Annotated in this window: 24 protein-coding genes; 7 read left to right on the top strand and 17 right to left on the bottom strand. The window is 68.6% G+C overall.

Annotated features, from left to right (window positions below; genetic code table 11):
• Positions 1 to 86: 86 nt before the first annotated feature.
• Entirely contained in the window at positions 87 to 1025 is a 939-nt protein-coding gene (locus ACFVMC_RS27570; RefSeq protein ID WP_379214969.1) for an SMP-30/gluconolactonase/LRE family protein, read from the top strand.
• Here the strand turns inward: ACFVMC_RS27570 and ACFVMC_RS27565 are convergent, their stop codons facing one another.
• Positions 1026 to 1646 carry a TIGR03086 family metal-binding protein gene (locus ACFVMC_RS27565; protein ID WP_379214968.1) on the bottom strand — a complete coding sequence of 207 codons (621 nt, stop codon included), beginning with the start codon at positions 1644 to 1646 and terminating at the stop codon, positions 1026 to 1028.
• An 85-nt stretch (positions 1647 to 1731) separates the two neighbouring features.
• On the opposite strand from ACFVMC_RS27565, the gene ACFVMC_RS27560 reads away from it, so the two are divergent.
• Positions 1732 to 2157, top strand: a complete 426-nt coding sequence (locus ACFVMC_RS27560; protein WP_379214966.1) for a MarR family winged helix-turn-helix transcriptional regulator — start codon at positions 1732 to 1734, stop codon at positions 2155 to 2157.
• Positions 2158 to 2185: 28 nt separating this feature from the next.
• Here the strand turns inward: ACFVMC_RS27560 and ACFVMC_RS27555 are convergent, their stop codons facing one another.
• The 3 genes from ACFVMC_RS27555 to ACFVMC_RS27545 all read right to left on the bottom strand — a co-directional run bounded on the left by ACFVMC_RS27555 (position 2186) and on the right by ACFVMC_RS27545 (position 3837).
• Positions 2186 to 2644 carry a type II toxin-antitoxin system VapC family toxin gene (locus ACFVMC_RS27555; RefSeq protein ID WP_379214964.1) on the bottom strand — a complete coding sequence of 153 codons (459 nt, stop codon included), beginning with the start codon at positions 2642 to 2644 and terminating at the stop codon, positions 2186 to 2188.
• A complete protein-coding gene (locus ACFVMC_RS27550; protein WP_379214962.1) occupies positions 2634 to 2903 on the bottom strand; it encodes a type II toxin-antitoxin system Phd/YefM family antitoxin in 270 nt (89 codons plus the stop codon). The genes ACFVMC_RS27555 and ACFVMC_RS27550 overlap by 11 nt, the downstream gene beginning before the upstream one ends.
• 346 nt (positions 2904 to 3249) lie before the next feature.
• Positions 3250 to 3837, bottom strand: coding sequence for a hypothetical protein (locus tag ACFVMC_RS27545; RefSeq protein WP_379214961.1), 588 nt, complete (start codon positions 3835 to 3837; stop codon positions 3250 to 3252).
• Positions 3838 to 4118: 281 nt separating this feature from the next.
• On the opposite strand from ACFVMC_RS27545, the gene ACFVMC_RS27540 reads away from it, so the two are divergent.
• Positions 4119 to 4466, top strand: coding sequence for a DoxX family protein (locus ACFVMC_RS27540; protein WP_379214959.1), 348 nt, complete (start codon positions 4119 to 4121; stop codon positions 4464 to 4466).
• Positions 4467 to 4532: 66 nt separating this feature from the next.
• Here ACFVMC_RS27540 and katG read toward each other — a convergent pair whose 3' ends face one another.
• The 4 genes from katG to ACFVMC_RS27520 form a co-directional block, all read right to left on the bottom strand.
• Positions 4533 to 6758, bottom strand: coding sequence for a catalase/peroxidase HPI (katG, locus tag ACFVMC_RS27535; RefSeq protein ID WP_379214957.1), 2226 nt, complete (start codon positions 6756 to 6758; stop codon positions 4533 to 4535).
• 37 nt (positions 6759 to 6795) lie between these two features.
• The gene (locus tag ACFVMC_RS27530; RefSeq protein ID WP_379214955.1) at positions 6796 to 7254 is read right to left on the bottom strand and encodes a Fur family transcriptional regulator; all 459 of its coding nucleotides are present in this window, start codon (positions 7252 to 7254) and stop codon (positions 6796 to 6798) included.
• A 109-nt stretch (positions 7255 to 7363) separates the two neighbouring features.
• A complete protein-coding gene (hrpB, locus tag ACFVMC_RS27525; protein WP_379214953.1) occupies positions 7364 to 9889 on the bottom strand; it encodes an ATP-dependent helicase HrpB in 2526 nt (841 codons plus the stop codon).
• A 380-nt stretch (positions 9890 to 10269) separates the two neighbouring features.
• Positions 10270 to 11832, bottom strand: coding sequence for an alpha/beta hydrolase (locus ACFVMC_RS27520; protein ID WP_379214951.1), 1563 nt, complete (start codon positions 11830 to 11832; stop codon positions 10270 to 10272).
• Positions 11833 to 12067: 235 nt separating this feature from the next.
• Here ACFVMC_RS27520 and ACFVMC_RS27515 point away from each other — a divergent pair, with 235 nt between their 5' ends.
• Together ACFVMC_RS27515 and ACFVMC_RS27510 are read left to right on the top strand one after the other, a co-directional pair.
• Complete coding sequence (locus tag ACFVMC_RS27515) at positions 12068 to 13375, top strand: phosphatase PAP2 family protein (protein WP_379214949.1); 1308 nt, start codon at positions 12068 to 12070, stop codon at positions 13373 to 13375.
• Between the two features lie 103 nt (positions 13376 to 13478).
• Complete coding sequence (locus ACFVMC_RS27510) at positions 13479 to 13718, top strand: hypothetical protein (protein ID WP_379214948.1); 240 nt, start codon at positions 13479 to 13481, stop codon at positions 13716 to 13718.
• Between the two features lie 6 nt (positions 13719 to 13724).
• Here ACFVMC_RS27510 and ACFVMC_RS27505 read toward each other — a convergent pair whose 3' ends face one another.
• A complete protein-coding gene (locus ACFVMC_RS27505) occupies positions 13725 to 13994 on the bottom strand; it encodes a DUF2277 domain-containing protein (RefSeq protein WP_379214946.1) in 270 nt (89 codons plus the stop codon).
• Between the two features lie 277 nt (positions 13995 to 14271).
• On the opposite strand from ACFVMC_RS27505, the gene ACFVMC_RS27500 reads away from it, so the two are divergent.
• On the top strand, positions 14272 to 14874 hold the full coding sequence (locus tag ACFVMC_RS27500) for a C40 family peptidase (RefSeq protein WP_379214945.1): 603 nt from the start codon (positions 14272 to 14274) through the stop codon (positions 14872 to 14874).
• Here ACFVMC_RS27500 and ACFVMC_RS27495 read toward each other — a convergent pair.
• From ACFVMC_RS27495 to ACFVMC_RS27485, 3 genes are all read right to left on the bottom strand, one after another.
• Positions 14871 to 15347 (bottom strand): lytic transglycosylase domain-containing protein, encoded by a 477-nt coding sequence (locus ACFVMC_RS27495; RefSeq protein ID WP_379214943.1) that lies wholly within the window; start codon positions 15345 to 15347, stop codon positions 14871 to 14873. The two genes, ACFVMC_RS27500 and ACFVMC_RS27495, sit on opposite strands and share 4 nt — an antisense overlap.
• A 108-nt stretch (positions 15348 to 15455) precedes the next feature.
• Complete coding sequence (locus ACFVMC_RS27490) at positions 15456 to 15923, bottom strand: hypothetical protein (protein ID WP_379214942.1); 468 nt, start codon at positions 15921 to 15923, stop codon at positions 15456 to 15458.
• Positions 15924 to 15981: 58 nt separating this feature from the next.
• Entirely contained in the window at positions 15982 to 16530 is a 549-nt protein-coding gene (locus tag ACFVMC_RS27485) for an Rv3235 family protein (protein WP_379214940.1), read from the bottom strand.
• A gap of 138 nt (positions 16531 to 16668) precedes the next feature.
• On the opposite strand from ACFVMC_RS27485, the gene ACFVMC_RS27480 reads away from it, so the two are divergent.
• Positions 16669 to 18246 (top strand): ATP-binding protein, encoded by a 1578-nt coding sequence (locus tag ACFVMC_RS27480; RefSeq protein WP_379214938.1) that lies wholly within the window; start codon positions 16669 to 16671, stop codon positions 18244 to 18246.
• On the opposite strand, the gene ACFVMC_RS27475 is transcribed toward ACFVMC_RS27480, so the two are convergent.
• The 5 genes from ACFVMC_RS27475 to ACFVMC_RS27455 form a co-directional block, all read right to left on the bottom strand.
• Entirely contained in the window at positions 18227 to 18913 is a 687-nt protein-coding gene (locus ACFVMC_RS27475) for a Mut7-C RNAse domain-containing protein (RefSeq protein ID WP_379214936.1), read from the bottom strand. The genes ACFVMC_RS27480 and ACFVMC_RS27475 overlap by 20 nt on opposite strands.
• A 43-nt stretch (positions 18914 to 18956) precedes the next feature.
• Positions 18957 to 20312, bottom strand: a complete 1356-nt coding sequence (locus tag ACFVMC_RS27470; RefSeq protein WP_379214934.1) for an AIM24 family protein — start codon at positions 20310 to 20312, stop codon at positions 18957 to 18959.
• Positions 20313 to 20397: 85 nt separating this feature from the next.
• Complete coding sequence (locus ACFVMC_RS27465) at positions 20398 to 21258, bottom strand: alpha/beta hydrolase family esterase (protein ID WP_379214932.1); 861 nt, start codon at positions 21256 to 21258, stop codon at positions 20398 to 20400.
• Between the two features lie 36 nt (positions 21259 to 21294).
• On the bottom strand, positions 21295 to 21981 hold the full coding sequence (locus tag ACFVMC_RS27460) for a disulfide bond formation protein B (protein WP_379214931.1): 687 nt from the start codon (positions 21979 to 21981) through the stop codon (positions 21295 to 21297).
• Positions 21981 to 22145 (bottom strand): hypothetical protein, encoded by a 165-nt coding sequence (locus ACFVMC_RS27455; RefSeq protein WP_379214929.1) that lies wholly within the window; start codon positions 22143 to 22145, stop codon positions 21981 to 21983. Before ACFVMC_RS27455 ends, ACFVMC_RS27460 begins: the two co-directional genes overlap by 1 nt.
• Positions 22146 to 22188: the final 43 nt, after the last annotated feature.

Here is a 22188-nt window from a genome sequence, read left to right as displayed (position 1 = left end):
ACTCGCCGGTTCGAGCCGGATCGCCCGAGCGGGGCGGCTCGGTGGACTAGGTTGGCGGCGTGGCCGCGGAACAGCGAGGGTAGATCATGAAGACCATCGACAAAGTCGCGAGCGCACTGGCCGTCGCCGCGTTCGGCGTACTCACCACCGTGACCGCTCCGGCCGCTGGCGCTGCACCGGTATGTCCCGGCAGCGGGCAGCCGACGGTGCAGGTCGCCACGGTGCCCGGCGCATCGCTGGAAGGTTTCACCGTGGACCCGCTCGGGCGGGCGTTCACCACAGATGTGCTCAGCGGGCGGGTCTTGCGGATCGACGCGCCCGGCGCAGCGGCGGTGCCGATCGCGACGGTGCCCAGCGGTGGCGCCGGCGCGCTGGCCTGGACACCGGACGGCGGGCTGCTGGTCGGCTACGGCGCGGACGCGCGCGTCGCCCTGGGTGACAGCCTGCGGCACGCGGGAGTCGTCCGGGTCGATCCCGATACCGGGGCCGTGACGCCGTTCGCGGCCGGGCTGAGCGCGGCCAACGGCATGGACGTGGGCTCGGACGGAATCGTCTACGCCACCAACGACTTCGGCAATCTGATCGGCCGGGTGAATCCGGACGGCGTCGTGCAGCCGGATTGGGCGAACCTGCCGAGCGCGAATGGCGCGGTCCTCGGTTCCGACGACCGATACCTCTACGTCTCGAGGACTTTCGTGAATCCCGGGGTGAGCCGCATCCCCACGGATCGGCCGGACGCGCCGCAGTCGCTGCTCGAGCTCGGCGGGGCGACGCCGGACGGCCTGACCTTGGATTCGATGGACCGACCGGTGGTTCCGCTCAACACCACCGGCGAGATCATCCGGGTCGACGGCCCCGGCGTGGCCTGCCGGCTCGGCGTCTCCGGCGCACTCACCAGTGTGGTCGCCTACGGGCGCGGTGTGGACGGTTTCGGGGCGGGTCGCCTGTTCGCCGCGACCTTCACCGGCGCGATCTTCGAGATCCCCGGCGGTTTCGACCCGAACGCCCGCACCGCCGCGCCCTGATCACGCCGTCGCGGCGGACCACCCGGGTACCCGGCCGAGCCGGGCCACGATCGCGTCGAGCGTGATCTCGTCCGACCACGGCACCACGGGGCCGAAGGCCGCACCCGGCGCGAGGCGGAGAGCACCGCCGGGCACCGCCGCCGCGATCGCGTGCGCTGCCGCCAGCGCCGCGACGTCGAAGTCCACGGTGGTGTCCAGGGTCTTGGCGACGTCCCAGGCGTGCACCACGTAGTCGACAAGGTGGAAGCCCACGGCCTGGGCGCCCGGCACGCGGACGTCGGGCCCGAACTCCACCAGCGGGAATTCCCGTGCCAGGACGCCGGGTTCGGCGAATGCCACGAGTACGTGCTCGGCCGCGGCACGGTATTCGGCGGCCGGATCCGGGCCGAGCGGACGCGGCTTCCACACCGTCGGATCGGCCGCACCGCGCGCGGCCGCGGCGAAACCGTAGTGCTGGGCGATCATGTGGGTGAGCAGGCCGTGCAGAGTCCAGTCGGCACACGGGGTGGGCTTGGTCAGGTCGGCGTGGTCGATCCGGTCGACCAGCTCGATACCGGCCCGGACGACTCGGGCGTGCACGGCCAGGTCGGTCTGTGTCTTCGAAGCTGTTGTCACGATCATCCTTTCGTTGCCATCCCCTGAGATGGTACGCGCATGCATACGATATGCAACCGCTTATGATTTGCCGAGGCAGTATTTTCTATCCATGCAGGAATCCCGCCGACCCGATCTGGCGGCCATGATCGCACCGCTCGGCCGGGCGCTCATGACCGCCGAACTGCCGATCCTGGAACGCCACGGGCTGACCATGTGGGGTTACGCCGTGCTGCTCGGACTCGGCCGCGAGCCGGTCTACACCCAGGCCGCGCTCGCCAAATCCATCGGCGCCGACAAGACCCGCATCATCGGCGTCCTGGACGCGCTCCAGAACGCGGGACTGATCGAGCGCGGCCCCGACCCGGCCGACCGCCGGGTCCGGCTGATCGCGCTCACCCCACTCGGGCGCAGCACCCGCGATCGAGCGCAGCGCGAGATCCAGCAGCAGGAAAACGAGCTACTCGACCAGCTGACCCCCGCCGATCGCGCGGCTTTCCTGCGCGCGCTGCGCGCACTGTCGGCGTCGGTCAGCTGAGCGGGCCGACGAACGGCAGCACCGTGACTCAGCGAGAAAGCGGCGCAGCAGGTCGCGGGACGGCGACTACCGTCAACAGCTCGCCCAGGCCACGGAAGTCATCCGGGTTGGTGGTGAACAGCGGCAGCTCTTCTGCGATCGCGGTGGCCGCGATCATCAAATCCGCCATCCTGCGACGCGGTTTGCGACCGATGCTGACGACGCTTGCGCACACCCTGCCGTAGATGCGCGCGGCTTCCGCCGCGAACGGGATGGGATCGAATTCGCTTTCCGCACGCTGCAGCACATCGAGCCGACGGGCCCGCTCAAGATGCTCGTCGTAGTCGGCCTGTTCATCGTTGCGCCGAACCTCATGCGGGCCAGCCGACAGCTCCGCCAAGGTGATCGCGCTGATCGCGATCGCCTCCGGCAAATCGCCCACATCGATCCAGCGGCGCAGGATCAGGATATTGGTGTCCACAAGTCCCTGTTCATGCTTATCGGGCATAGGGGTCGTCCACCTCATGATCCGCAGTCGCATCCTGGTCAGCCCGGAACGCATCCAAGGAGATATCCGGCGCACTCCGTGACATCGCCGCGAACTCATCACGGGAGACGAACCGCCGCTTGCGACGCAACGGGATCAACTCGCCGACCCGGTACCCGTCGCGAGTGACAGTGAACGATTGCCCCCGCTGAACGGCGTCCATGATCTCTTTCGACCGATTCCGCAGGTCGCGCTGGGTGATCTCCGGTTGTGCGCCCATTACCTCAGCATAGCGGGTATTGCGCTACCAAGTAGCACGTTGTGGCACACCGCTACTCTCGGACGCGCTGTCGGTGGCGGTCAGCCGAGCGAGCCGGCGACGCGCAGCACCACGTTACCGACCGCTCGAGGGCCGAACGTCCGTCGCACCGGCACACGATCGTGGTGAGGTGGAGTATTCGCCACGATGACCGGATCGGGGTTGAGCACCTGCGGAAACGGTGAGCCGGGCGCCACAGGACTCCTGGACGGACTTGCCGATAGACAATGTCCGACCGATCGGTCATCGTCGTAGCGGATAGCGGCCCTCGACGGAAGACGGCGAATGATCCAGCGGGACAGGCGTTTCAGAGCGCGCCGTGCGTCAGGTCCAGGCCTTCGATTCGAGCGAATTGCGGGCGCGCCTCGGAAGCGCTGGCGGACAGCGGTTTTCCGAGTGCGCAACGACAGGTTCCGGCCTCCGCGTGCGCGGCGTCGTCCAGGGCCGCGCCGAGGCGGATGGGACGGGTCATGCGATAGCGGGTGCCGCCGGTGGACGCCCCATTGGCTTCGGCACGCTGCGCGGGCGGCGGGAACCGACTCAGCTCGGCGGTCCACTCCGCGGGCTCCAGCGTGCGAAAACGGAAGGGGCCCGGGCAGTCTCCGCACCGCTCGACGGTGACCCGCAGGGCCTGATGCCACCTCTCGATCAAGCCGTGGCCACCGGGCGCGAGCGCGAGGATACTGCTCGGACCGTAGTCGTCGTCGGGCCGAGCCAACACGATCCGGCCGAAGTCCGGATGGGTGGCCTCGGCGGTGAACTTCAGCACCTCGAGGCTCACGAAATCGGTATCGCCCGCAAGCACTTTCACAACCCGCGCCCCACGGAAGTCCAGCGTCGGCAGCGGCGGCGGCAGGTTCACCACCAGGGTGCCGCCGAAACCGTTGACGCTCATCGCAAAGGTTTGCCCGACCCCGGCCGGCTGCATCAGCAAACTCGGCTCAGCCGCCGCCCGGCCGGCGGTGCCCAGCAGTCCGAGCCCGGCACAAGCTCCAACATGCCTGAGCAGACGTCGTCTGCTGATCGAAGCCGTCACAGGAGCAAGTATGCAGCAAACGGTGCGGCGCACCGCGATCGACCGGCCGTCGAACCTCGATGTCATATCTCGAGGGCCTACGTCGTCATAGAGCTGACCCCGTCGGCCGACGGGCACGTCCGAGAGAAGGCCAGACAGCTATGAACACCGCATTCGTCATCGTCACCATCGCCGCCGCCGCGTGGGTCGGCTCCTCGGCGATCTCGCTGCTGCGCCGGGCCGCGTTCGTCGTCGAGCCGCTGGTCGAGTACGGCGTGCCGGAATCCTGGTGGACCCCACTGGGACTGGCGAAAGCCGCGGGCGCGATCGGAATGATCGCCGGACTGTTCGTACCCGCGATCGGGGTGGCCGCGGCCATCGGCCTGATCCTGTATTTCACGGGCGCGGTGCTCACGGTCCTGCGCGCCCGCTCCTACCGGACCGTCGCGTTCCCGATGCTGTATCTGATCCCGGTCGCGGTCGCGCTGGGACTCGGCGCGGTCGGGTAAACCCTTGGGACACACCGCCGCCCCACGAACCTCTCCGGTTCGCGGGGCGGCGGCGTTCGAGCCGGATCAGGCGTCGAAGCGGTCCAGATCCGTCACCTTGGCCCACGCGGCGACGAAGTCGTCGACGAACTTCCGCTTGGAGTCGTCCTCCGCGTACACCTCGGCCAGCGCCCGCAACTGCGAGTTCGAGCCGAAGACCAGATCCACGCGGGTACCGGTCCAGCGCTCTTTGCCCGAGATCCGATCGGTGCCGACGTAGGTGCCGTCATCGGCGGCCGACGGCTTCCACTCAGTGGCCATATCGAGCAGGTTGACGAAGAAGTCGTTCGTAAAGGTGCCCGGGGCATCGGTGAACACGCCGTGCGCGGACTGCTGATGGTTGGCGCCGATCGCCCGCAGGCCACCGACCAGCACCGTCATCTCCGGCGCGGACAGGGTCAGCAGGTTGGCCTTGTCCAGCAGCAGGTACTCGGCGGAGAGGCGGTTACCCTTGCCGAGGTAGTTGCGGAAACCGTCGGCGCTGGGCTCCATCGCCGAGAAGGACTCCACATCGGTCTGCTCCTGGGTGGCGTCGGTGCGGCCCGGGGTGAACGGCACCTCGACGGGGTAGCCCGCGTCCGCCGCGGCCTGCTCCACCGCCGCGTTGCCGGCCAGCACCACCAGATCGGCGAACGAGACCCGCTTGGCGCCGGTCTGCTCGGCGTTGAACGCCTCCTGGATCGACTCCAGCACCGGGATGACCACGGCCAGCTGATCCGGCTCGTTGACCTCCCAGCCGCGCTGCGGCTGCAGGCGCAGGCGACCACCGTTGGCGCCGCCGCGCTTGTCGCTGCCGCGGAACGAGGCAGCCGCCGACCAGGTGGTCGAAACCAGCTGCGCCACAGTCAGATCCGAGGCCAGCACGCGCCGCTTCAACTCGGCGATATCGGCGGCGTCGATCAGGTCGTAGTCGCGGGCCGGGACCGGGTCCTGCCACAGCAGGGTCTCCTCGGGCACCAGCGGGCCGAGGTAGCGGACCTTCGGGCCCATATCGCGGTGGGTCAGCTTGTACCAGGCCTTGGCGAATGCCTCCGCCAGTTCCTCCGGATGCTCCAGCCAGCGGCGGGTGATCTGCTCGTAGATCGGATCGAAACGCAGCGCCAGGTCCGTCGTCAGCATGCCCGGGGCCCGGGTCTTGGCGCCGAACGCCTCGGGCACCAGGCCCGCGCCCGCGCCGTCCTTCGGGGTCCACTGGTGCGCGCCGGCCGGCGACTGAGTCAGCTCCCACTCGTAGTTGTACAGAATGTTCAGGAAGCTGTTGTCCCACTTGGTCGGCGTCCAGGTCCAGGTGACCTCGATACCGGAGGTGATGGCGTCCGCGCCGACGCCGGTGCCGTAGCTCGACTTCCAGCCCAGCCCCTGCTCCTCCAGCGGAGCGGCTTCCGGCTCGGGGCCGACATGATCGGCCGGGCCGGCGCCGTGCGTCTTGCCGAAGGTGTGGCCGCCGACGATCAGCGCGGCGGTCTCCTCGTCGTTCATCGCCATCCGGGCGAAGGTCTCGCGGATATCGACGGCCGCGGCCAGCGGATCCGGATTCCCGTTGGGGCCTTCGGGATTGACGTAGATCAGGCCCATCTGGACCGCGCCGAGCGGCTTCTCCAGATCACGCTTGCCGGTGTATCGAGTATCGCCGAGCCACTCGTTCTCCGGACCCCAGTACACGTCCTCCTCGGGTTCCCACTGATCGACGCGACCGCCGCCGAAACCGAAGGTCTCGAAACCCATGTCCTCGAGCGCGACATTGCCCGCGTAGACGATGAGGTCGGCCCAGGACAGCGACTTGCCGTACTTCTTCTTCACCGGCCACAGCAGGCGGCGGGCCTTGTCCAGGCTGGCATTGTCGGGCCAGCTGTTCAGCGGCGCGAAACGCTGCATGCCCGCGCCGGCTCCACCGCGGCCGTCGTTCACCCGGTAGGTGCCGGCCGCGTGCCAGGCCATACGGATGAAGAACGGGCCGTAGTGACCGAAATCGGCGGGCCACCAGTCCTGCGAGGTGCGCATGACATCGACGATGTCCTGCTTGACGGCGGCGAGGTCCAGGGTCGCGAAGGCGGCGGCATAGTCGAAGTCCGCGCCGAGCGGGTTCGCGACGGCGGGGTTCTTCTGCAGGATCTTCAGGTTGAGCTGGTTGGGCCACCAGTCTCGGTTGCTGCCGCCCTCGGTCGGGTACTTGAGACGACCGTGCCCGACCGGGCAGCCACCTTCCGCGGGTTCGGTGTTGGCTTCGGCGATCGGCGGGTGTTCTTGTGCCACAGCAACTTTCCTTTCGAGTGGGGTTGGGCTGTGTTGGTTACGCCAGGGTGCGCGCCTCAGGGGTGGCCACGCCACCCTCGGCGGCGCAGTCGGGGCACACGCCCCAGTAGATGACCTCGGCCTCATCCAGGACGAAGCCATTGTGGTTCGAGGCGGTCAGGCACGGCGCGTCGCCGACCGCGCAGTCGACGTCGGCGATGGCGCCGCAGGACCGGCACACGACATGGTGGTGGTTGTCCCCCACCCGGGTCTCGTAGCGGGCCACGGAACCCATGGGCTGAATGCGCCGCAGCAGTTTCGCAGCGGTCAGTGCGCGCAATACGTCATAAACCGCCTGGTGAGACACCGCCCCGAGAGACTCGCGCACCAGCCCCAGAACCGAATCGGTATCAGCATGCGGGTGACTGTGCACCACATTGAGCACGGCGAGCCGCGGAGCCGTGACCCGCAGCCCGGCCCCACGCAACATTCGCTCGAACTCCGAATTCGTGGACACGCTCGTAATTATGACTCATTCAAGTCTGGAACGCTCGTGTTTCCACAAAAAACACCCACTGACTGGGACCTCGGCCACCACTGTGCAGTCCGGCCAGGCCGAAGTGTCGTCAGGCGCGGGGCGCGTTGCGGGCGGTACCGCGATGGGCGGCGACGGTGGTGGGGTCCTCGGGCCAGGAGTGCTTCGGGTAGCGGCCGCGCAGGTCCGAACGTACCTGCGGCCAGCCGGAACGCCAGAACGAGGCGAGGTCCGCGGTCACGGCGGCGGGGCGGCCCGCAGGCGAGAGGAGATGGAGGACGACCGGCACCCGGGCACCGGCCAGACGGGGCGTCTCGGTCCAGCCGAAGACCTCCTGCACCTTCACGGCGAGGATCGGAGGATCCGCGGTGTAATCGACGCGGACGCTGCTACCGGACGGCACCGCCAAGCGTTCGGGTGCGAGCTCGTCGAAGCGGGCAGCCTCCGGCCACGGCAGCAGGCGGCGCAAGGCCGCGCCCGGATCGACGCGTTCCAAGTCGGCGCGGCGGCGGACGGTGGCCAGTTCCGGACCGAGCCAGCTGTCGAGGTCGGCCAGCAGCGCGGCATCGTCGACGGCGGGCCACGGTGCGCCGAGGGTGCGATGCAGGAAGTCCAGACGCTGGCGCAACACCAGCGAGTCGGCCGCCCAGCGCAGCATCGACGGCTCGAATCCGCCGCGGACCGCCGCGGCCACCAGCGCGGGATCCGGATCGCGTAAACGCCGCTCCGACAACATGATCGCGCCCAAACGAGTGATCCGGCGGGCCACCACATCCCCGTCCACCCACGCCACCTCGTCCACGGTCTCGAGCAGATCCGGAGCGGCACTGAGCGCCAGATCCACATCGGCCGAGGCAGCCAGCCGAATTCGCCCCTCCGACCGCCCGGGATCCCGAGCCGCCCCCGCGACAGCCAACCACTCCGCGTCCGCCAGCCCGGAGCCCGGCGGCAACACCGCCGCCGTCCCACCGGCCATCAGATAGCTCGCCGACGCCGCACCCCGCCGCCGCGCCAACCGCTCCGGATAGGCAAGTGCCACAACGAATGCCGGGTCATCCACACCGCGAGGTGCGTTGGTGGGCTTCGGATTGTCCATGCCACCGGAAACGTTCGTGAGCTTGGGGTCACCCGGATGCGAGTCGGTGCGTGGTGTGCCCGAGGTGCGGGTGGACTCGGCCAGCCGGGTAAGACGGTCGACTTCGCGTTGCCAGCGGGTGGGGCGGTCGCGGCGGAGGGTGCGGAGGGCTTCGCGGAGATCGATGGCCGGGGTGAGGGTGTCGTCGTCGAGGAGGGTCACGACCTCGGCGGCGGTGCGGGCGCCCACGACCGGGGCGCCGTCCACGAGGGCGCGGGCCAGACGGGGATGCAGGCCGAGGGCGGACATGCGGCGGCCGCGATCCGTCACGCTCCCATCGGGTTTCACCGCCCCCAGGGCGCGCAGCACCTCGCGACCGGCGTTCAGGCCACCGGCCGGCGGCGGGTCCCACCAGGCCAGGCCATGGCCGTCGGCGGTCCCCCAGCAGGCCAGCTCCAAAGCGAGGCGGGTGAGATCGGCGGTGCGGATCTCCGGTTCCGGATAGGCGGGCAAGGTGGTGTGCTCGTGCTCGGGCCAGCAGCGAAACGCCCGCCCGGGACCTTCACGACCCGCGCGACCCGCCCGCTGTTCGGCCACCGCCTGCGAGACCCGCACCGTCGCCAGCCCGGACAGACCGCGCCGGTGATCGATGCGCGGCACCCGCGCCACCCCCGAGTCGACCACCGCGCGCACGCCGGGCACGGTCAAACTGGATTCGGCCACCGCCGTGGACAGGACCACGCGGCGACGGCGACCCGGACGCAGCGCGGTGTCCTGATGCGCCGCCGACAACCGGCCGTGCAGCGGCACCACATCGACCTCACCCAGACCACTCAGCAGATCGGCGGTGCGACGGATCTCCCCCGCCCCGGGCAGGAAAACCAGGACGTCACCGTCGGTTTCGGCCAGCGCCGTCCGGGTGGCCCGCGCGACCTGCGCCTCCATCCGCTCCCTCGGCAGCGACGCCACATACGAGAACTCGACCGGATAGGCACGTCCGCGCACCTCCATTACCGGTGCCGGATCACCGAGCAGTGCGGCCAATCGGTCGGCGGCGACGGTCGCCGACGTGGCAAGCACGCGCAGATCCGGGCGCAGCCCCGCACGCGCGTCGAGCAGCAGCGCCAGCAGCAGGTCGGCGTCGAGATGACGTTCGTGGCACTCGTCGAGCACCACCGCGTCCACACCGGCCAATTCCGGGTCGGCCTGCAATCGCCGCACCAGCAGCCCGGAAGTCACCACCTCGATCCGGGTCCCCGGCCCCACCTGCCGATCCCCTCGCACCGAATACCCCACCGTCGCGCCGACCCGCTCCCCCAGCAGTGCCGCCATCCGCGCCGCGGCCGCCCGCGCGGCCAATCGGCGCGGCTCCGCCACCAGCACCCGTCCACCCGTCCCGGCCGCCAGTGCCAGCGGAACCAACGTCGTCTTCCCGGTCCCCGGCGGCGCCACCAACACCGCCGCACCCGCCGCCGCCACCATCGCGGTGATCTCGGACAGCTGCGGCCGAACCGGCAAATCGGGTAACTCAGGCAGTTTCATCGCCCACCAGTCTGCCGAACCACCTGTCGGCACCACGCGCCCACCACTCGATCCAACGTGACACCAGGCGACGTCCCGCATAGGGCACCGACCGACTGGTGATCCTGACACCAGGCGACATCCCACATAAGGCACCGACCGACTGGTGGTCCCGGACATGCTCGCGGTGCCAGGGCGTCGACACCCGCCTGCCGCCCGGCCCAGTTCGGCCGCCGGTGGAGCTTCGTGCATGTCGGCGCGCAAGGGGCAAGCAAATCGAAGTTACTGAGCAGCGTCGCAACGGGTTTCGCGCCCACTGGAGCGCCCAGCACCCGCCGTGCCCCTTGACCGCCAGCATGGGCGCACAGCGGTGCAGGGCGGCACCGTGCGGCCGGGCCCGCTCAGTCGAACGGGGAGCGGTCGGCGGTGCAGTGGGTGTCGGGGGGTGGGAGTGCGGTGGTGACGAAGTAGTCGTATTTGACGCGTTCGGCGCAGGTGCTCGGCACGTACATGGTGCTGTGGCCGGTGCCGTCGACTTCCACCAGTTGCGCGGTGGCGAGTTGGTCGGCGCCGGCGCGGGCGCCGGCCAACGGGGTGGCGGGGTCGAAGCGGCTGTTGAGCACCAGGATCGGTGCGGCCGTGCGGCGGTTCCAGGGGCCGGTGTAGCGGTCGGCGTCGTGCCCCTGCCAGAAAGCACAGGCGGCGCTGGCGAATACGGCGACGCGGCCGAAGTACGGTGTCCGCAGGTCTTCGGAAATCGCTGCGCGAGTGTATATCTCGGGATCGGTGGGCACCGTGCTGTCGGCGCACTGGATAGCGTGGAACGCTTCGGTGCGATTGCCGGCGTAGGCCGCGCCCTTGGCGATCGGGAGCAGACCGGGCAGCGTGGTGCCCGCGTCGAACAGCCGCTGCAACAGGGTCGCGAGGTCGGGATAGGTCGACGGTTGCGCGAGATCCGTCGCCGCGCCGAGGACGGACGCGTAGGTCCACGCCTGCCCGTCCAGCCGGATCGGCGTCAGCCGCGCCCGCTCGGCCAGCGCGATCCATTTGAGTCGCGGTTCACCACCCGAGAACGCACAGCGCGGCCCGGCCGCCGCACACTGCCGCAGGAATTCCTCGAAGGTCTCCGAAATGCCCTGGGCGACATCCTGTCTGACATCCAGCGGCACCACCGTGCCCTGACCTTCGTGCCCGTTGACATTGCCCTGGAAATCCAGCGACCCGTCGAATGCCATGGCCCGCACCCGGCTCGGGAACATGTTCGCGTACACCGCTCCGACCTGTGTGCCGTAGGAGATCCCGTGGTACGTCAGTTTCCCCTCGCCCACCGCACGGCGCAGGAGTTCCAGGTCGCGTGCGGTATTGGCGGTCGAGGCGTGATCCAGGATCGGCCCCGCCTGCGCTCGGCAACGCGCGCCGAACTCCGCCGCCCAGGCATAGTAGGCGGCCTCTTCGCCCGGGGCCGTAGGCATTTCGGGTACCGACCCGAGGAAGGCCAGCTGCTCGTCGGTGGAGGCGAAGCAGCGCACCGCCGCACTGCGCGCCACCGATCGCGGATCCCAGGACACCAGATCGAAGCGCGCGCGTAGTTCCTCGGAGAACAGCCACGGCCAGCGCGCCCGCTCACGCAGCCGGTCAACGCCGGAAGGCCCGGGCCCGCCGAAGTTGACGAACAGTGTGCCGATCCGGCGCGCCGGATCGGTGGCGGGCAGCTTGAGCACGGCGAGGTCGATGCTCGCGTCATTGGGCCGGTTGTAGTCCAACGGAACTGCCGCGGAAGCGCATTCGAAGCCGTCCGAACAGTCCGACCATTCCAGCACCGGCGTGTACGCGGCGGCGGCCAGCGGATCCAGGTAGGGGTCGGGCTCCCGCGCCGCGGCGGGCACCGGTATACCGAGCACGCCCACCGCGAGCACCAGCGCCGAGGCCGCGCGCCGGACCCAGTGAAACCCATTGGGTCCCAACCACGCAACCAAAACCGAAGCCTCCCGCGGCAGCCGATGAACCAAGTCATCCTGTCACACCGGCTCGATCGAAGGCCACAGCCGGAGACCTCGGCCACACACCGATCGCGGGTATCGCCGGATGCTTTCGCGGCGCGGCCGGGTTCCGGGGCGATCCGCCACAGCGGCGGCCGACCAGACATTTATTGTCAACCACCGAGTTCGAGAATGTTCACATCGTGTTTACGATGTCCGAATGCTCATTCTCGACCCGCACGAACGTTCGACCTCCTCGACCGGGGTGGCGCGGCGAGCTGGGCACTTCCGGCCGATCACCATCTGGGGCGGTATCGCGGCCGCGGTGCTGGTGCTGGTGGCCGGTCAGGCGATGGCCGTTCACATCGGCGCGCTCGGACCACTGACGAGTCTGGGGCGCGACTATGCCGGAATCCCCAAGTCCGCGAGCACCTCGTGGGCCGGGTTCCTGCTGGCACTGGTCGGCGTCACCAATCGGGTCCGGGTGACGGCGCTCGCGTCCGCGGTCACGCTCGATCTGGTGTTCGTCGCGATCCGGGCGTTCGAGGGTGCGAAGTTCACCGTCGGGAACGGGCCGACGATCGTGCTGACCGTGCTGGCCATCCTGGCGGCCGTGCGCTGGCGCGGCGATCAGCGCGAGACCGCCCTGCGCACCATCGCGCTCGGCGCGCTGCTGATCCTGGCGACGAAGGTCGGCGAGATCTGGCTCGACATCACCGCGTGGTCGCGGCCGATGGTGCTCGATCCCTATGTGCAGGTGGCCGACCGGGCGCTGGGCAATCCGTCGTGGCTGGCCGGCCAGATGCTGGAGGCCGCGCCGTGGTTCGAGAGCCTGGTCCGCTGGGTGTATTTCGAACTGCCGGTCGCCGCGATCGTGGTCGCGGTCTGGCAGTTGCGCGGGGTGACGGCGGGACGCTGGCCGCGGCATCACCTGGTGCGGACCTTCTTGACGATCGGGCTGATCGGACCGCTGTTCTATGTCCTGTTCCCGGTGGTCGGCCCGATTCTGGCGTACGGCCCGTGGGGCAAGGGCATGGAGTTGGCGGATGTCTGGCCGACGCTGGTTCCCCCCGTGCCCGCGGCGCTCGGGGCCATGCCGTTCGACGGGATCACGCCGCGCAACTGTATGCCGTCGCTGCATACGGCCTGGGCGCTCGCGCTGTTCATCCATTCCCGGCGCGGTCCGGCGTGGCTGCGCTGGGGCGGGGTGTTCTGGCTGGTGTGCACGTTGACCGCGACGCTGGGGCTGGGCGCGCACTACGGCGTGGACCTGGTGGTGGGTGCGGCACTGTGCTTGACCATCGAGTCCGTGCTGCGCGATCCGGAGCGTGGCTGGGATCGGGCGCGGGTGCGCGTGGTGGCGCTGGGTGTCGCGACCTTCGCGGCGGTGCTGCTCAGCGTCCGCTATCTGCCGTTGACCATGGCAGCGCATCCGCTGCCGTCCGGGTGCGCGATCCTCGGACTGTTCGCCGTGCTGGCGGTCGCGTTCTATCGCACCTGGTTCGGGCCCACCCGAATCACCCCGTAGCGAAATCTCTTTTTGCAAACCTCGGGTTTGCTGGCAACCCCACTTTCCTGCATCGTTGGCGAACTCGCCGCAATACCAACGGATTAGCAATACTCTGTTTCACATGGTGCGCACGGCATTAGCCGGAGCCGACCCGGACGAGCCAGAACGCCCGGTGTCGCCACCCCGGCCCGATCACCTATCGGTGGTCACAGACACGCCCGACCCCGACGAGTACCAGGTGCAGGTACCCAGCGAGCCGGTGTTGACGGCCGCGGACATCGCCCGCCTCCCGGCGGCCGCCCGGCATCGAATAGCGGCCTATGTCCATACCCAGCTGGCCGATCTCGAAGAGATGGCCTGACACACCTCAGCCGTGTGCGTGCAGCCGCGCCTGCACCTCCGGCCGGCGCAGCGGCGGCACCGCCTTCGGCGGGACCTTGCGGTCGGGCAGCTGCTCCAGTAGCCGGACCGTTGCCGCGGCGATATCGGCGACCGCCTCCTCTACCGCGGGCTTAGTTGCTGCGGAAATGCTGGAGAGGCCACCGACCTTGCGCACATATTGCAGGGCCGCGGCCTGAATTTCCTCGGGCGTTGCCGCGGGCTCGAGGCCGCGCAGCGCGGTGATATTTCGGCACATAACCCGAGGCTACGAGCCGGGACCGACAACTGTCCGCCCCCGACGCAAATTCGCCCCCACAGCAATCGATCAGTATCCACTATTCCCTTGAATGACATCTTTGTTATTTACGGCTCCGACCTGGCATTTTCCCAATCTGAAACACGCCCGGTTTGAATGCCGTTATCGGATCGTAGTAAACTTGAAGCAATCTTGCGATCGAGCAAGGCACCCGCCTGATGGCGCCGGGGGTGAATGCGCGCCGGGTGTACGACACATACGGAGATTGCTGATTCTCATGTCCAACCCTCGCGTGTTCCTGCGCGCCGCCGTCATCGCGGGCGCCGTCCTCGGCGCCGCCGCCCTGCCCGCCGTCCCGGCCTTCGCCCAGACCCTGCACATCCCCGGCGTCGGCCCGATCGACATCCCCGACCTACCGCAGCCGGTCAAGGACCAGCTGGCCGCGCCGCAGACCCAGGACCTGCTCAACCAGGTGCCGCAGCCCTACCAGGGCCAGGCCCGCGACGTGGTCGGCCAGATCGTTCCGCCGCCCGCCTCACCCGCCGGACTGCGCGCGCTGCAGGCCGCCGAATCCCAGATCGGCACCCCCTACGTGTGGGGCGGCAGCGAGCCCGGCGGCTTCGACTGCTCGGGCCTGGTGCAGTGGTCCTACGAGCAGGAAGGCGTCGGCCTGCCGCGCACCAGCCAGGAGCAGGAGAACATCGGCACGGCCGTCTCACTGGAGGCGGCGCAGCCGGGCGATGTCGTGATCTACAACGGCGGCACGCACACCGGCATCTACGCCGGCGACGGGCAGATCGTGCACGCGCCCAGCTCCGGGCAGAGCGTCACCTACGCACCCGTCGACCAGATGCCGATCGAGGACATCCGCCGCCCCTAATACCAGTGGTTGGCCTGCCAGAACGCCCACGCGCCCTCGGGACCGCCGTAGCGCTTGTTCATGTAGTCGTAGGTCCAGCGAATCTGCGTGACCGGGTTGATCATCCAGTCCACCCCGTGGGTGAACATCTTCTCCGGCGGCAGCGCCTGGCCGAGGCCGTAGGCGCCGCTCTGCGGGTTACGGGCCAAATGGTTCCACGAACTCTCCCGCATGATCACGTTGTCGAAGGCCGGGAACTGGTGCGGCGGAACGATCGACAGCGCGATCAGCCGGTTCGCCGCGCGCACCAGCGCCAGGGTCATGCCCGCCCGGCGGACAGCGGCCTCGCACTCCGGGGTGGTGCAGTTCGGGATCTGAGCCGCGGCGTATTCGGCGGCCGTGGGGCCGCCGCGTCCGGGTTCGGCGCTCGCCGGGGCAGTACACAGCAGCACCGAGCAGAAGACAGCAGCACCCAGCGACAAGGGGCCGACCATAGGATTCGCTCCTTCCGCAGCAGACATACGGAGTCGAGCAAAACACCGGCCGAGTAGTCGGCCGTCGCGCCGCGCCGGACCGTGCGGGCACCCTGTCCGGTGCTTGCCTCAGCCGGTGGGCAGCGGGATCACGGTGGCGCACACGGTATCTCGCAGCTCCGCCGGGGTCGCTGCGGACGGGATGTCGTACCAGAGGTCGAGTTCGAGCCGGTTGCCCGCGCCGAGTTGCAACGCCGTCAGCTGGCGTTTCACGCGCATCGCATCGATACTCGACCGGTGCGCGCCGGCGGCGGTGTCGATCAGTCGATAGTCCTCGGCGCGGGTGTCGTGCACCTGGTGGCCGGTATTGGTGAGCGCGATCCTGATCCGCACGAACTGCCCTTTCGGCAGCAGTTCCGCATGCGTTCCGAAGACGGTGGCGACACCGGGCTGTAGCTCGAGCGCGGTGACCGCCAGTTCGGTGCAATCCTCGCGGGTGCGCGCGAACGCGCTGGGGGCGGGAGCCGATGTCGGCTCCGGATTCTCGGCACCACACGCCACGAGCGGCAGTGCCAGCAGCAGAATCAACCGGCGCACCGGATCAAGGGTAGTCGGGCGCACCCGGCCCGGCAGTGAATCGCGTTGTGCCGCCGCACTACAGGCCCATGAGCCGGAAGACGGTCAATTGCCAGCCGACACCGCGCGTGAACCGCGCCCGCGCGGCGATCGCCAACCTGCGCTGCCGCCGTCCGCGCTCGTAGCGCGCGCAGATCTCCGCGTTCTCCACATCGATCATGAACACGTCCACCTTGTCCAAGGTGGCTGCCCCCAACCCGCGCCCGGGCGCCGAATCACAGACCACCATGGTCCGAATCGCCTCCAGCACTTGCTGACTCACCATCCCCCGCAGTTGCGTCACCGGCCTGCGCTGATCGAGCACCTCCAGCGCCACCCGCAGCGCCCGATCCGCGAACCGCATCGCATCCGACCGTGCCTCCCCCACCACCGGCGCCGCCTCCCGCGCCCGCAGCCGCCGCAGCCGCGGCGAAATCACCTCTCGCTCAACCGAACACGCCGCACCCCGGACAACCGGCGGATCCACCCACACCTCCCCGCGCTCCGGACCCACCGCACCACACCCGCACCCGAGCAACGGCGGCTCGAACTCCGGCACCGCCCGCACCCACTTCCGCCCCGCACCCACACCCTGCTCCCCTCACGAGTCCGCCAAAAGTGATGCACATTAAACATCACTGCCCTGCGACTGGCCCGGGAACACCCGACTTCCCCTCGAAAAATCGCGCCGGGCGTGTCTTACCACTGCTCAGGTATGGTCTGCGCCGTGAGGTACTTCAACACGGTTGGTCCGTGTGATCCGGACCTGCACTACATGCTTCCGAGCGAAGAACGCTTGCCCGACGCTGAGATGTTCTTCGAGTTCGGGTTCTACTTCGTCATCCACGCGCCGCGACAGACCGGCAAGACCACGGCATTGCTGAGCATGGCACGGGAACTCACGGCGGGCGGTCACTTCGTCGCACTCGCGGTGTCCTGCGAATCGATATCCTTACACGGCGACGACTTCGGCGAACTGGAGATAGCGCTCCTGAGCATCATCCGCCAGGCCGCCGGGATTCGGGATTGGGCACCGGAGCTGCTGCCGCCGGATGTATGGCCGGACGCGGCGCCCGGTACGCGACTGACAGCGGGTCTGACCGCATGGGTCGCGAAGTGCCCACGACCGCTGATCTTGTTGATCGATGAGATCGACACGCTGACCGGAATGGGTTTGATCAACGTGTTGCGACAGTTGCGCTTGGGGTTCACTCACCAACGCAACCACTTCCCGCATTCGGTGGTGCTGTGTGGGATGCGAGATGTTCGTGACTACAAGGCGGCGTCCGGTGGCGATCCTGCCCGACTCGGTGGCCCTAGTCCGTTCAACATCGCGATCGCCTCGATTCGCATCGGTGATTTCACCAAGGCCGAGATGACGCGGCTGTATCGACAGCACACCACCGAGACCGGTCAGGAATTCGATGACAAGGCCATCGATCTGGCTTTCTGGTACACGCAGGGACAGCCATGGCTGGTCAACGCGCTGGGCTGGGAAATCACCAACAGAATGCGGGTTCGGGAAACAATCACAATCGACCATGTGGAAGAAGCGAAGGAACGGTTGATCCTCGCGCGCGCAACTCACCTGGATTCCCTGATCGACAAGTTGAAGAATCCGCGCGTGCAACGGGTGATCGAGCCGATCATCGTCGGGGATGTCCTACCGCCCAGCGACGACTTCGACGACGACGTGAGCTATACCCGCGATCTGGGGTTGATCGCCCAGAGCAAGCCGCTTCGCATCGCCAATCCGATCTATCAGGAGGTCATCGTGCGTGTCCTCGGCGCCAATGCCGAGGAAGCGGTGGTCGCTGCACCGTCGAGTTTTCGGTTCGCCGACGGCTGCATCGACTTTCCGCGCCTGCTGCAAGAGTTCTCCGCATTCTGGATCCAGCACGGTGACGTACTCGCCGCACGCGACAACTACCGCGAGGCCGCCGCCCAGCTCGTCCTGATGGCCTACCTGCACCGAATCGTGAACGGCGCGGGCTATATCGAACGCGAGGTTGGTGTGGGCCGTGGCCGAATCGATCTACTTGTGCGGCTGCCATATACGGATGCCGACGGGCAACGGGCCGAACAGCGTGAGGCCATGGAGTTGAAAGTGTGGGCGGGGCATCAGAGCGATCCGCTCGACGACGGGCTCGCACAGCTCGACAGCTACCTGGACCGGCTGACGCTCGAGACCGGCACCTTGATCATTTTCGACCGGCGCCCCACCGCCGCACCGATCGCCGAGCGGACCAGCTTCGACAAGGCTCAGACGCCCGCGGGCCGGATCGTCACTCTGTTGCGCGCGTGACCTTGGTCAGGGCGTGGGTGACTATGGCGGCGAGGCGGGGGTGGTGGGCGCCCTGCCAGTAGGTTTGGTCGCAGGTAGGGCAGTGGGTGTTAGGCGGCGGGGTGGTGGGGTGGAGGAGGCCGTTGCAGGTGGTGCAGCGGGTCCAGGGGGACAGGGGTGGGTCGAAGCGGGTGAGGACGTCGTCGAGCTGTTCGGGTGGGCGATGGCTGTAGATGTAGGCGCCGGCGAAGAGCTCGCGGCGGCGCAGCAGGCCGCGGTCGCGGGAGAGCAGAATGCGGTGTTCGGTGGCGGAGCGGGTGGCGAGGGCGGCGTCGCCGATATCGGGGTTCTCGTAGGCGGCGTCCAGGCCGAGCAGGCGCAGGCGGCGGGCAAGGGTGCCCAGGTGGATGTCGAGCAGGAAACGGAGCGGTTCGGGGTTGGGTTGCGGACGGACGACCGCTCGGACCTCGATCGATTCGCCCGCGCCGGGGATGTGCGCGGGCGTGACCGGTCGGCCGTCGACCAGCAGTGCGCCTACCTCCGTGAGCGGAACACCCAGCGACTCCACCACATGACCGAGTGTGGAGGTGCCGTCGACGCGGACCGGGGCGGCACCGCCGCGCAGCCCCGCACCGACGAAAACGTGCAGGCCGGGCGCGAACTCGACAGTGATCCCCGATTCACTCATTTCGTCAGCATGCCAGTGGTAACCCGGTGGAGGCCAGGGCATTTCAGCCGAACAGGCCACCCAGTGCTCCGCCGGACTGGCCCGCCTGCTGACCGCCGCCGGTACCGCCGATCAGGCCGCCCGGCGGCAGTTCCGAGGGCTGCACGATGACGAAACCGCGCCCGGCGAACGACAATGTCAGCCCCTCTCCCGTGCTGCGCCCGATCAAGCGGCCCAATCCGAACGAATCATTGCGTTTGATCCCGGTATTGAGGCTGGACGACCACGCGACCGCCGCTTGCGGATCGGCGAAGGTGGGCTGGTCGACCTGCAATACCACCGGCGACCCGTGGGTGGTGATCGCGATCCGGCCGCGCCCGGTGAACACACAGTTGAAAAGCCCGGCGTTGCTGGCGTATCCGGCCGCACCGGACACCATCTTCACGTCGTAGCGCAGGCTGGAATCGAAGGCGAGCACATTGGCGCCGTTGATGGTGAGCCCGTCGGAACCGTCGAGGTCGACGGTGTGCACATCGGCGGCGGCGTTGGCCAGGAACAGATCACCGTGCCCGGAGACCCGCATCAGCGGCACCCCCTCGCCGGTCAGCCGCTGCTGGATAGCGCGGCCGATACCGCCGGAGCCGAGCGCCTTGAATTGCAGATCACCCTGGTAGGCCACCATCGACCCGGCCCGCGCCATCACCTCGCCGGCGACGGCGACCTTGATCATCTTGCCGCCCTGCTTCTGGATACCGGGCCCGTTGGCCTCGGCGAAACTCGGGTTGAACAGATCGCTCTGCATCGGCAGTGCTCCTTGCTGGAATTGCGGCGGGGCGGAGTGGGCGGGCGTCTGATAGGCGGGCGGCGGCTGATAGACGGGCGGTTGCTGCACCGGCGGCGGCTGAGGGGCAGCAGGCGCGGGAGCGGGCTCATCGTCGATGTTCACCCCGAACGCCGTAGCGATTCCGGCCAATCCGTTGTCGTACCCCTGCCCGACCGCCCGTACCTTCCACGCACCGGCCCGCCGATAGATCTCGACGCAGACCACCGCCGTCTCGGTGGTTAGCCCCGTCATCGGGAAAGTCAATGTGCCGGAGGGGGATCCGATGGTGGCCAACAGCGACCCGGCGGCCGCGAAGGTGCCGGGCCGGTCCAGGCTGGCCGTCACCACGACCTTGTCGACGTCGGCGGGCAGCGCGGAGGTCTGCACCTCGACCACGTCGGGCCCGCCGCCGCCGTGCCGGTAGGTGACCCCCGGCCCGGCCGGTTGATTGAAGAACACGAAGTCGGCGTCGGAACGCACCCGGCCGTTTGCGTCGAGCAGCAGCGCGGAGACATCGACGGGATCGGTGCAGCTGACGGTGACGGTCAGGCGGTCGCCCGGCGCGGGCCGGTTCTCACCGCGAGCCAGCGCGGTCACCGGGTCGCTCCGCGGTTCTCGACCACTCCAGGGTGTTTGCGAAACACAGCATCGAGTGTGCCGTGCGCGGCCCCGGAGTGCCACCTCATCCGGTGTGTGCCCGAAAGAATTCCCACATCAGATCGGTGGCGTTCAGCCCCGCGTTCGGGTCGACCAGTCCGCCGCGCTCGGTCCCGGGCCAGGCGTGTCCCATCTCGGGCAGCCGATAGACCCGCACCTCGCTGCCGTCGGCGCAGGCGCCCGCGGTCAGGGTGATGCCGCGTGGCAGCGGAATCTGCTGTGGCACCGGGGCGACCGCGCAGCCGAGCCGCAGCTGCCAGGCGTCGATGCCGGCGCCCAATTGACCGGCGACCCGGTCCTTCCCGCCGAGGAAGGTGATCACCGAGACCGGCGTGCGCGGTTTGTAGGCGGGATCGCGCAGCGCGATATCGCCCGTGAATCCGCCGCTGACCGGCGCGATGGCGGCGAAGAGCCCCGGCGCCTCCACGGCGAGCTTGAACGACATATCCGCGCCGTTGGAAATCCCGGTGGCGTACACCCGTTTCGGGTCGGCCTTCCAGTATTCGCGCATGCGGGTGACCACCGCGCGGATGAATCCGACATCGTCCTCGGTACCGCAGCAGATCAGCGCGTTGTAGGCGTCGTTGAGCCCTTGCGGATAGACGACGAGGAAGTTCTCCAGGTCGGCTTTGGCGTTCATACCGGAGGTTTGGGCGGCGTCGGCGGCGGTACCGGGCCGGTAGTGCATGACGACCACGAGCGGCAACGCGGTCTTGCCGTCGTAGCCCGGCGGCGCGTGAACCGTGTAAGACCTTGTCTTGCCACCGGATTCGAAGGTGACGGATTGGTCGCCGGGCGTCGGCTGGTCGGCGGGTGGCGCCGGTTCCCCGGACCCGCCACAGGCCACCGTCGCCGCGGCGGTGAGTGCGATCGTGATAGCACCCATGCTGCGAAGCCACGACATCGACCAACTATGACATGCCTATACCGTGGGAAGTGCGGAAATGGTTACGCCCCAGTGCAGCCCTTCCATCAGGAAGCACGCGGCCAGGTTCGCCAGCGCGAAGGCGAGCAGCAGGCCGAGCGTGATCCGTGCCGTTGCGCGGGTTCCGGCGGCGTCGAGTGTCTGTGCCGGAGTGAGGAACAGCAGCAGCGCCGCGCCGAAAACCGCCGCGAGGAAAGCGATCAGCGACCAAGTGTAGAGGTGCAGGCCGAAAAGTGTTGCGGCGTAACCGGGATCGGGCGGGACGATGTGCATGAGCACCTGGGTCGCCGCGACCGCGGCGCCGCATCCGGCCGCGAGGACGGTCCACCCCCAGCCCCGCGCCCAGTCGCGCGCGGTGACCGTGCCGCCGTGCGAGCGGGCAATGACGTATCCGGGTCCGATCGCGCTGAGCAGCACGAACATTCGCTGGAACAGGCACATCGGGCAGGTGTACTCGCCTCGCACGAACTGGTAGAACAGCGCGACCGCCAGGACGCCGCAGCTGCCGAGCACGAAGAGATGGGCACAGATCAGGCCGAATCGGGAGCCGGACTCGGGCGGGTCGGGGACCGCCGGCGCGGCCGGCGGCGCGACGGCCGGGCGAATGACCTCGTCGGGTCTGATCCGCCCGCCGGTGACGCGCGGATCGCCGGTCATCAAGGGCCGCTGCGCCGGTGCGCTCATCAGAACTCGAGACCGAATGTGTGACCGAGCAGCTGCGGCAGGAACGCGGCAACGGTGGCGATCAGGGTGGCCACCCAGAGTGCGCGCGCGCCGCGGCCGACGCGGTCGGTCCACAGCACCGTCAGCACGCATAGGGAGATCAAGAGGAAGAGCAAGGTGTACATGGGCATCCTCGCTGGCGAAGTGGTCAGGCGCTGGTTAATGCAC

The sequence above is a fragment of the Nocardia sp. NPDC127579 genome, assembly GCF_042672005.1.
Taxonomy (GTDB): domain Bacteria; phylum Actinomycetota; class Actinomycetes; order Mycobacteriales; family Mycobacteriaceae; genus Nocardia.
Note: the sequence above shows the minus strand (reverse complement) of the source record. Positions and strands in the feature narration are given on the sequence as shown.